Below are 9,513 nucleotides of genomic sequence, written 5' to 3'. Positions count from 1 at the left end.
CTTCAATGCTGCCGTTTCCGCTCGACTTGCATGTGTTAGGCCTGCCGCCAGCGTTCAATCTGAGCCATGATCAAACTCTTCAATTTAAGTTTGGTGTTTCCGTAGAAACTGCTCAATGAATACTGATTACTGTTTATCTCCGAAGAGACAAACGAATTGACTGTGCCGAATAACTAAAAGTTATCGTTTGGTCACTCAGCTCATCGAATAAATCTTTTTATCTATTCTTAACGAGTGCCCACACAGATTGCATAGGTCAAATTGTTAAAGAGCGTTGACTGTGCGAAGCGGCGCTTCGCTTGGTCAGGGCTGCGTATCTTACGCGCCTTGCCGTTAAAGTCAAGAAGAAATTTTATCTTTCATTTTCAACCCAACCGGGTGAAACAAAACCTCTTTTTGACTTCCCTAACGCTTAGCGTTAAGTGGACGGCTATCTTAATCTTTTAAAAACTCACGTCAAGCGTTTATTTTTATTTGATTTTTGCCTCGACATGCTCGCTGAGCGCTTGCCCTGCGTGCCGTGTCGATGGAGGCGCATTATAGAGAAGTTGCTCACCTTGGCAAGACTAAAAAGCGACTTTTTTAGGAAAAAGTCGCCATTCGGTCAAACAATCAACGTTATGGCCTAAAAACGGGCAAATTGCTCGCTGAACTCCTCGACTTTTTGCCAATCGGTGTATTCCACCTCTTTGGTCGTATCCGTTTCCCCACCGGTAATGTGCATGATTAAGCGAATCATCATCCGATCGAACCATTTATAGCGTGGATAATAGAGTGCGCCAGCAAAGACGCCATGCAGTTCAGGCGTCCAAGGTGACTTCTCGATAAACTTACGGCTATAAGCGCTGGTTTCTGGCGTATCTTTGCCTGGTTTACGCGCAGTGAGATTGACACTAAAGAATGCTGCTTTCGCCGCTTTAAGCTGATCTGCATGTGCTTCAATAAATTGATACAGCTTTTTATTAAAGTGGCCATAGCGAATAGACGCGCCAATCAAAACCCGGTCGTACTTTGTTAAATCCGCTGAAGGAAGCTGATGAATATCCTTAATCTCACACTGCGCCGACGAGCCAAGCTGCGTCTCGATAAAGTGCAGGATTTTTTTGGTCTGCCCTTCTCGGCTCGAATGTAGCAACAAGACTTTCTGCACTGCGTCGGTTTGCTCGCTCATGTCCTCTCCTTCCCTATTCAACTAGCTCCGCCAGAATGTAGGCGTAAATAAAACTAATAATGTAAATATCTCTAAACGGCCGAACAACATCGCAAGGATCAATACCCACTTCGCCGTGTCATTAATATCGCCAAAGTGAGCAGCCACTTCGCCTAGCCCTGGTCCTAGGTTATTGAGAGTCGCAGCAACGGCGGAGAAAGCTGTGAGTTCTTCAATGCCTGTCGCTATCAAAGCCAACATACAAATGACAAACACTAATGCGTAGGCGGAAAAAAAACCCCATACGGCATCGACCACTTGCTGCCTTAACGCCTTATTACCCACTTTAACGGTGTATACCGCGCGTGGGTGCACCAGGCGTTTTAGCTCGCGCGTCCCTTGCAGTGACAACAGCAGGATGCGAATCACTTTCATCCCGCCACCAGTCGAGCCTGCACACCCACCAATAAATGACGAGAACAAGAGTAAAACAGGGAGAAACAAGGGCCAGTGAGCAAACGTAGTGGTGGTATAACCCGCGGTGGTTGATATTGATACCGACTGAAATAGCGCCTGGGTGAAGGTTTCCGTGGAGCTGTTATAAACCTGATGTCCACTCAGCATGGCAAACACCACCAGCCATAATAGAAGCTGAATCACCAAAAATGCGCGAAATTCTGGATCGCGCAAGTAAAACTTTAGATTGAGCCCATTATTAGCAAAGGCCGCAAAGTGAAGCGAAAAGTTACACGCAGAGATCAGTAAAAACACCACGGTGATAAGATTAACGGCAGTGCTATCAAAATGCCCAATGCTGGCATCATGGGTTGAGAACCCCCCAATCGCCACGGTTGAAAAGCTATGCCCAATGGCATCGAACGCAGACATACCCGCCAGCCAATAAGCCAAGGCACAGCTCACGGTTAACGTCAGGTAGATATACCAAAGCACTTTGGCCGTCTCCGCTATCCGTGGTGTCATTTTGGTATCTTTCACAGGGCCTGGGATCTCAGCTCGATATAGCTGCATCCCACCGATACCGAGCACAGGCAAGATTGCCACTGCCAGCACAATGATCCCCATGCCCCCGAGCCATTGAAGCAGTTGGCGATAAAACAAAATCGCTTTGGGAAGCTCATCCAGCCCCACGATGACGGTTGCCCCCGTCGTGGTTAAGCCAGAAAAGGATTCAAAAAAGGCTTCACTGACCGATAAATCGGGTTGCTCCGATAACATCAGCGGCACCGAGCCGGCGCTACCGATCACCGTCCAGAATAAGACAACAATCAAAAAACCATCACGTGCTTTAAGCTCGTGTCGATAGTTTCGGTTAGGGAACCAAAGTAACCCACCACCCGCTAGCAGGAGGAAAAACGTTAATACAAAGGGATAGCCCGCACCGTCGCGATAGATAAACGCAACCAGCGCAGGCGCTAGCATGGTAATGCTGAACAGGGCCAGCAGGAGTCCGACAATGCGGGTAATGGAACGAAATTGCATAGCCTGACGTGGCCCTCTTATCGGCGGTAGCGACTTTCTACCGTCTCGTCGTTACACGTAAAGCAGGCTAAGTGCCTGACGTTGTCTTATGTTCTAACGGGTGCGCGTGTGCTTGCCCGCGAGTTTGATTTTTAAGTGCCTCAAGAAACACATCGATATAGCGCGCATCGATACGCACACTCAGTCGCACATTATGGCTGAATTCTGCATCGAGCTGAACGCCATCGTGCTGCTTAAGCAATGACTCTATCGTGTCAATGTGAGCATATTCACAGCTTATCGTGTAAGGGACGGTCACTGCCACTTCCCGCGTGGTCAAAAGGCCCAGGGCTTGTTGCACACTACTGCCATACGCCTTTACCAGCCCGCCAGTACCCAATTTGATCCCACCAAAGTAGCGCACCACCACCGCACAAACCTCACCAACGTTCGCGCCTGAAAGTTGCGCAAGCATCGGCTTACCTGCGGTTCCCGCGGGCTCACCGTCATCACCACATCCCCATTGCACGGAAGATTCAGGCCGACCTGCGACAAATGCCCAGCAGTGATGGCGAGCATCAGGGTACGTTTCTCGCAGCGACTGAATAAACTGCTTCGCCTCTTCTTCTCCAGGCGTATGGGCAAGATAGGTGATAAACCGACTTTTTTTTATTTCAAGCTCGTGCCTTACGGTTTCGGCTGGCACGGCATATGGCGTGATTGGCATCCTGGTACACCCTTTGTGTCTCAGCGACGCACTGTACCATATTCCCCCAAGCACGACAGGGACTCGGCCATAGTAAAAACAACCCACACCACATATTTTAAACATTCGTTTAACTTTTGGTTGTCATTTCTTATAACAATGATCCACACTAGGTCGCATCTGGTCTAACCAGAACACTATTCAACCAGGATGGTACTGCCAACGTGGAGAACAACCATGATCTACCAAGGAGATAACCTTTCAGTTCGTGCATTGGATAACGGCATTGCAGAGCTGACCTTAGACAGCCAAGGTTCTGTCAACAAACTGGATTTGGCAACGCTAGAAAGCTTAGACCAAGCCCTCGATGCTTTGTCGGGTCGCGATGACATCAAGGGGCTGTTGCTAACCTCTGCCAAATCAGCCTTTATTGTCGGTGCCGACATCACCGAGTTTCTCGGCCTGTTCGCTAAACCCGACCAAGAACTGTCTGATTGGGTATCTCGCGCCAATGCCATTTTCAATCGTTTAGAAGACTTGCCCTACCCAACCCTTAGCGCGATCAAGGGTCATGCGCTAGGCGGTGGCTGTGAATGCATACTCGCCACGGATCTGCGTGTCGCGGGCAAGGATGCGCGTATTGGCCTGCCTGAAACCAAGTTAGGCATCATGCCAGGCTTTGGTGGCACCGTGCGCTTGCCGCGGCTTATCGGCGCGGATACTGCGATGGAAATCATCACGGCAGGTAAAGACAAACGTGCCTCTGCCGCTCTCAAAGAAGGCTTGGTAGATGCGGTCGTCGAGAATGACAACCTTCGCGACGCAGCGATTCGAATGCTTAGCCAAGCAATCGACGAGAAAATTGATTGGCAGAGTCGTCGCCAACAGAAAAAACAACCTTTGGGTCTGAATCGTACCGAAGCGGCGATGAGCTTTACCATGGCCAAAGGTATGGTGGCGCAAGTTGCTGGCAAGCATTACCCCGCACCAATGACCGCCGTGACGGCCATTGAAGAAGCCGCAGGGATGACACGCGATGAGGCGCTCAAGGTTGAAAATCGCTATTTCGTTAAGCTGGCTAAAACCGATGTGGCGCAAGCCTTGGTGGGGATTTTCCTCAATGACCAAGTCATCAAAGGCAACGCCAAACAAGCCGCCAAACAAGGTAAAGATACGGAGCGAGGCGCTGTGCTCGGCGCGGGCATTATGGGCGGCGGTATTGCCTACCAATCGGCGCTTAAAGGCGTACCTGTGATGATGAAAGATATCGCCCAGGCTTCGCTAGACCTCGGCATGAAAGAAGCAACCAAGCTGCTGAATAAGCAGTTAGAGCGTGGACGCGTCGATGGCTTTAAAATGGGTCAAGTGCTGTCGTCAATCACTCCAAGCCTCCACTATGCTGGCATTGAGCACAGCGATGTGGTGGTCGAGGCCGTAGTCGAGAACCCGAAAGTGAAAACCAGTGTGCTCAAAGAGGTCGAAGCGCTGGTTAGCGAAGAGACGGTGATTGCCTCTAACACCTCCACGATTCCTATCAACACACTGGCGAAGTCTTTATCGCGCCCTGAAAACTTCTGTGGCATGCACTTCTTTAACCCAGTTCACCGCATGCCATTAGTGGAAGTTATCCGCGGCGATAAAACCTCTGATGAGACCATTGCACGCGTCGTGGCCTACGCCGCCAAGATGGGTAAATCACCCGTGGTGGTGAACGACTGCCCCGGCTTTTTCGTCAACCGCGTATTGTTCCCCTACTTCCATGCCTTTAGCTTGCTACTACGCGACGGCGTAGACTTTCAACGCATTGACAAGATCATGGAAAAACAATTCGGCTGGCCGATGGGTCCGGCGTATCTGCTAGACGTGGTCGGGATTGATACCGCGCACCACGCACAGGCGGTGATGGCGGAAGGCTTCCCAGATCGTATGAGCAAATCTGGCCGCGATGCCATTGATGTGATGTTTGAAGCCGAGCGCTTCGGTCAGAAAAACGGCAAAGGTTTCTACCGCTACAGCACAGATAAAAAAGGCAAGCCGAAAAAAGAGGCTGATGAAGCTGTCCCTGAACTGCTCGCCCCCGTCATCCAGGGTGGCCAGGCAGAGATCAGTGACGAAGACATTATCGCGCGCATGATGGTGCCGATGATCAACGAAGTCGCCCGTTGTCTGGAAGAAAACATTATCGCCTCTCCGGCTGAGGCAGACATCGCCTTGGTGTATGGCATTGGCTTTCCGCCATTCCGAGGTGGTGCTTTCCGTTATGTCGATACCTTGGGTGTTGATAACTACGTCGCCATGGCAGACAAATTCTCTGATCTCGGCGCTTTGTATCATGTTCCTGCGGATATGAAACGTCGTGCCGGCGATAAACAGGCTTACTTTGATGTCACACCGGTCAACGCACCGCAATCAGCCTAAGTTTAAGGAGAGAACAATGAACAATGTAGTGATCGTTGACTGTATCCGTACCCCAATGGGCCGCTCAAAAGGCGGTGTGTTTCGCCACGTCCGCGCCGAAGATCTCTCAGCGCACTTGATGAAATCTCTGTTGGCGCGCAACCCTGCGGTAGAAAGCACCAGCATTGAAGACATTTACTGGGGCTGTGTACAGCAAACACTCGAGCAAGGCTTTAATATTGCCCGTAATGCGGCACTCCTTGCTGGCATTCCACATAATGTGGGCGCGACTACCGTCAACCGCCTGTGTGGCTCGTCGATGCAGGCACTACACGATGCGGCTCGCGCGATTATGGTGGGTGACGGCGATACCTTCATCATTGGTGGGGTTGAACACATGGGTCACGTGCCGATGAATCATGGGGTCGACTTCCACCCAGGGATGTCGAAGTCCGTTGCCAAAGCGGCAGGCATGATGGGGCTCACTGCTGAAATGCTCGGCCGTATGCATGGCATCAGCCGTGAAATGCAAGACCAATTTGCTGCGCGCTCCCACGCCCGTGCGCATGCCGCCACCGTGGAAGGCCGCTTTAAAGATGAGATTGCGCCCATTGAAGGCCATGATGCCGATGGCTTATTGACGTTAGTGGAAGACGATGAAGTCATTCGTCCCGAAACCACCGTCGAGAGCCTCGCTGGCCTGCGCCCAGCCTTTGACCCTGCCAATGGCACAGTCACCGCTGGCTCGTCGTCGGCATTATCGGATGGTGCCTCTGCAATGCTGGTGATGAGTGAAGAAAAGGCCAAAACCTTGGGGCTGCCTATCCGTGCACGTATCCGCGCCATGGGCGTTGCGGGTTGCGATCCCTCGATTATGGGCTACGGTCCAGTCCCTGCGACCAAAAAAGCGCTCAAACGTGCGGGCCTAAGCATCGATGACATTGACTTGGTCGAACTGAATGAGGCATTTGCCGCCCAGTCTTTGCCTTGTGTCAAAGATCTTGGCCTGATGGACAAAGTGGATGACAAGGTTAACCTCAACGGTGGTGCCATTGCGCTGGGTCACCCATTAGGTTGTTCCGGTGCACGCATCTCGACCACCTTGTTACATCAAATGGAGCGCCAAGATGCGACGATAGGTTTGGCAACCATGTGTATTGGCTTAGGCCAAGGCATCGCCACTGTGTTCGAACGCGTCTAACGATGAACCTATCATTAACAAAGAGCGGCTGAGTCCGCTCTTTTTTTTGGCTTGCGTCACCCCGCTCGCAATCGCATAGTGATTGATGTAACGCAAGTGGTGGTCACTTCATCCGGCCTAGTATGGCCGCTCACAGACTTCAACCGGGAGAATGCTATGTTTAACGCGCTTGTCCTTGAACAACACGAGAARCAAACCTTCGCGAAAATCACCTCGCTCGATGACGATTTGCTCCCAGACGGTAATGTGACTGTCGATGTCGATTTTAGCTCCTTGAATTATAAAGACGGCTTGGCCATCACCGGAAAAGGCAAGATTGTTCGCCAATTCCCGATGGTGCCAGGTATCGACTTTGCCGGCACGGTTGCTGATAGCCAACACCCCGACTATCAACCCGGAGATAAAGTGGTGCTTACTGGTTGGGGCGTCGGTGAAGCACACTGGGGAGGCATGGCAGAGAAAGCGCGTGTTAATGGCGACTGGCTCGTTCCCCTTCCAGAGGGACTCTCTGCGCAACAAGCAATGATGGTAGGCACCGCGGGGTTTACCGCGATGTTATGTGTGCAAGCCTTAATCGATGGTGGCGTCAAACCTGAAGATAGCCCAGTGTTAGTCACCGGTGCCAGTGGCGGCGTTGGCTCTGTCGCGGTCACCTTATTGCATGCATTGGGCTATCGCGTCAGTGCCGTCACAGGCCGTCTTGAAGACAATCAAGCGTGGCTTAAACAACTGGGCGCTGACGAGGTACTCCCACGCGAGTCCTTTAGCGCACCCGGCCGCCCGCTGGATAAGCAACAGTGGGCAGGCGCGATTGATACTGTTGGGAGTCAAATGCTCGCCAATGTTCTCTCACAAATCCACTACGGGGGCACGGTTGCCGCATGCGGCCTTGCCGGCGGTTTTGACTTACCCGCCACTGTGATGCCGTTTATTTTGCGCAATGTGCGATTGCAAGGAGTTGACTCCGTCTCTTGCCCGAAAGCGCAACGTCAAGCTGCGTGGCAGTCACTGACCAAGCTATTGCCCGCCAGCTACTTTGAACAGGCATGCCACACCATCGCTCTGGCGCAAACCCCAGAGTATGCGAATAAAATTATTCAGGGCGAGGTTAAAGGTCGCGTCGTGATTGATATCGCTTACCAAGGCTAACGCAAGCAAAAGGCCAATCTTTGTGATGGATTGGTCTTTTTTGTCGACGCACAGACAAAAAAAATCCCGCTCGAAGAGCGGGGAAGCCCAAGAAAACTGGGAGTGAGTGTAGCTGTTGAGTGAGTTAGCCTAGTCAGGCTGCGAGCGTGGCGTTGAGGCCGATAAGGCTTCTACCAATAACCCCAAAGCTGCGGCGCAGACTGCTAGTGTTGCCAAGAGAGTGTGCTCATGACTATGCGTTAATCCCCAAAAAGCGAATCCGCTCAGCCCTGTGTAAGCAGCGATACGGTGTCCATAAGCCAAGCTCAATTTGCCCGTTTGCGCTTTTCTCATGCTCTCGCCTTTAGTTAATAACTTGTTAAATAATCTACACAAACCATTTACAAGCGCAACCCTGATTGAATAATTTGTCGCCATAAGTATGATCAAGTCGACACTTTTTGAGGTAACAACAATGACACTCGCTTTTGACCACGCTGATCTCCAACTCGATGCCTTAGGCTTGCGCTGCCCGGAACCTGTAATGATGGTGCGTAAGCGTATCCGTCATATGGATGACGGTCAGACCTTGCTGATTACCGCGGATGATCCCTCCACAACACGGGATATTCCCAGCTTTTGTCGCTTTATGGACCATACCCTGGTCGCAGCCCAAACAGAGAGCGTGCCATTCCAGTTTTTGATCAAAAAAGGGCTGGCATAACGCCAACCCTTACCGATTCACCATTGTCTTGCGTCAACTCAATAGATACCAGGTATCCAGTACAGCCAACGCCGCAAACATGGCTGCGGCGAGCGCCCGTACGGCAGCGAGCGGGACATGGCGCTGAATTTTATCACCGGCCAGCACCACAGGGACGTTGGCTAGCAGCATACCAATGGTTGACCCAATCACCACCACCCACAATGCTTCATTAAACTGTGCCCCCAATGCCGTGGTGGCGAGCTGGGTTTTATCGCCAATTTCTGCGACAAAAAACGCACAGAAGCTCGCCCAAAACGCGCTTTTGCCCTGAATCCCTTCATCTTCAAGCTTGTCAGGGATCAGCATCCATACCGCCATCACACTAAAGCTGATAATCAAAATGATATGCAATACGGTATCGGTCAGGATATCGGCCGCGACCACGCCAAGCCAGGCGGCAATGGCGTGATTCACTAGTGTCGCCAATAAAATGGCACTGACAATCACCGCAGGTTTTCGAAACCGGGTCGCCAACGCTAGCGATAATAATTGGGTTTTATCCCCGATTTCCGCCAAGGTGACGGTGGAGATAGAAATAGCAAGAACGCTCATGACATTGCTCATCTGGGGCAGGGCTTATTATGATTCAACCACGACAACACACACGCCCCACCCCGGTTCGTGCGATTGTCGTTGGTCTCGTCAAGCCCAGAGCACCTAATGGCAGGCTTGCAATCACCATGAAG

Annotated in this window: 9 protein-coding genes and 1 rRNA gene; 4 read left to right on the top strand and 6 right to left on the bottom strand. The window is 51.5% G+C overall.

What is annotated here, in order from left to right:
- The 4 genes from BZG13_RS13365 to BZG13_RS13350 all read right to left on the bottom strand — a co-directional run.
- Nucleotides 1–86, bottom strand: a 16S ribosomal RNA gene (locus BZG13_RS13365); the annotation flags it as partial.
- A 539-nt stretch (nt 87–625) separates the two neighbouring features.
- Nucleotides 626–1,150, bottom strand: coding sequence for a menaquinone-dependent protoporphyrinogen IX dehydrogenase (hemG, locus tag BZG13_RS13360; protein ID WP_069362363.1), 525 nt, complete (start codon nt 1,148–1,150; stop codon nt 626–628).
- Between the two features lie 42 nt (nt 1,151–1,192).
- Nucleotides 1,193–2,650, bottom strand: a complete 1,458-nt coding sequence (locus BZG13_RS13355; RefSeq protein ID WP_077486970.1) for a TrkH family potassium uptake protein — start codon at nt 2,648–2,650, stop codon at nt 1,193–1,195.
- A gap of 67 nt (nt 2,651–2,717) precedes the next feature.
- Nucleotides 2,718–3,356: a YigZ family protein gene (locus tag BZG13_RS13350; protein ID WP_069362304.1), complete on the bottom strand. Its 639-nt coding sequence runs from the start codon at nt 3,354–3,356 to the stop codon at nt 2,718–2,720.
- Between the two features lie 216 nt (nt 3,357–3,572).
- On the opposite strand from BZG13_RS13350, the gene fadB reads away from it, so the two are divergent.
- The 3 genes from fadB to acuI all read left to right on the top strand — a co-directional run bounded on the left by fadB (nt 3,573) and on the right by acuI (nt 8,082).
- Complete coding sequence (gene fadB / locus BZG13_RS13345; RefSeq protein WP_077486969.1) at nt 3,573–5,753, top strand: fatty acid oxidation complex subunit alpha FadB; 2,181 nt, start codon at nt 3,573–3,575, stop codon at nt 5,751–5,753.
- 16 nt (nt 5,754–5,769) lie between these two features.
- Nucleotides 5,770–6,933 carry an acetyl-CoA C-acyltransferase FadA gene (gene fadA / locus BZG13_RS13340; protein WP_077486968.1) on the top strand — a complete coding sequence of 388 codons (1,164 nt, stop codon included), beginning with the start codon at nt 5,770–5,772 and terminating at the stop codon, nt 6,931–6,933.
- Nucleotides 6,934–7,089: 156 nt separating this feature from the next.
- A complete protein-coding gene (acuI, locus tag BZG13_RS13335; protein WP_077486967.1) occupies nt 7,090–8,082 on the top strand; it encodes an acrylyl-CoA reductase (NADPH) in 993 nt (330 codons plus the stop codon).
- A 129-nt stretch (nt 8,083–8,211) separates the two neighbouring features.
- On the opposite strand, the gene BZG13_RS13330 is transcribed toward acuI, so the two are convergent.
- Complete coding sequence (locus BZG13_RS13330) at nt 8,212–8,415, bottom strand: hypothetical protein (protein ID WP_069362308.1); 204 nt, start codon at nt 8,413–8,415, stop codon at nt 8,212–8,214.
- A gap of 121 nt (nt 8,416–8,536) precedes the next feature.
- Between BZG13_RS13330 and tusA the strand changes: the two genes are divergently transcribed.
- On the top strand, nt 8,537–8,785 hold the full coding sequence (gene tusA, locus BZG13_RS13325) for a sulfurtransferase TusA (RefSeq protein WP_077459529.1): 249 nt from the start codon (nt 8,537–8,539) through the stop codon (nt 8,783–8,785).
- A 33-nt stretch (nt 8,786–8,818) separates the two neighbouring features.
- Here the strand turns inward: tusA and BZG13_RS13320 are convergent, their stop codons facing one another.
- Nucleotides 8,819–9,379: a TMEM165/GDT1 family protein gene (locus BZG13_RS13320; protein WP_069362310.1), complete on the bottom strand. Its 561-nt coding sequence runs from the start codon at nt 9,377–9,379 to the stop codon at nt 8,819–8,821.
- Nucleotides 9,380–9,513: the final 134 nt, after the last annotated feature.

The sequence above is a fragment of the Salinivibrio sp. ML323 genome, from assembly GCF_001995745.1.
GTDB lineage: Bacteria > Pseudomonadota > Gammaproteobacteria > Enterobacterales > Vibrionaceae > Salinivibrio > Salinivibrio kushneri.
This window is presented reverse-complemented; position numbering and strand designations above follow the sequence as displayed.

Coding starts and splice junctions, on each gene's coding strand:
- BZG13_RS13355 (WP_077486970.1), bottom strand. CDS start 2,650: ATGCAATTTCGTTCCATTACCCGCATTGTCGGACTCCTGCTGGCCCTG.
- BZG13_RS13350 (WP_069362304.1), bottom strand. CDS start 3,356: ATGCCAATCACGCCATATGCCGTGCCAGCCGAAACCGTAAGGCACGAG.
- fadB (WP_077486969.1), top strand. CDS start 3,573: ATGATCTACCAAGGAGATAACCTTTCAGTTCGTGCATTGGATAACGGC.
- fadA (WP_077486968.1), top strand. CDS start 5,770: ATGAACAATGTAGTGATCGTTGACTGTATCCGTACCCCAATGGGCCGC.
- BZG13_RS13330 (WP_069362308.1), bottom strand. CDS start 8,415: ATGAGAAAAGCGCAAACGGGCAAATTGAGCTTGGCTTATGGACACCGT.
- tusA (WP_077459529.1), top strand. CDS start 8,537: ATGACACTCGCTTTTGACCACGCTGATCTCCAACTCGATGCCTTAGGC.
- BZG13_RS13320 (WP_069362310.1), bottom strand. CDS start 9,379: ATGAGCGTTCTTGCTATTTCTATCTCCACCGTCACCTTGGCGGAAATC.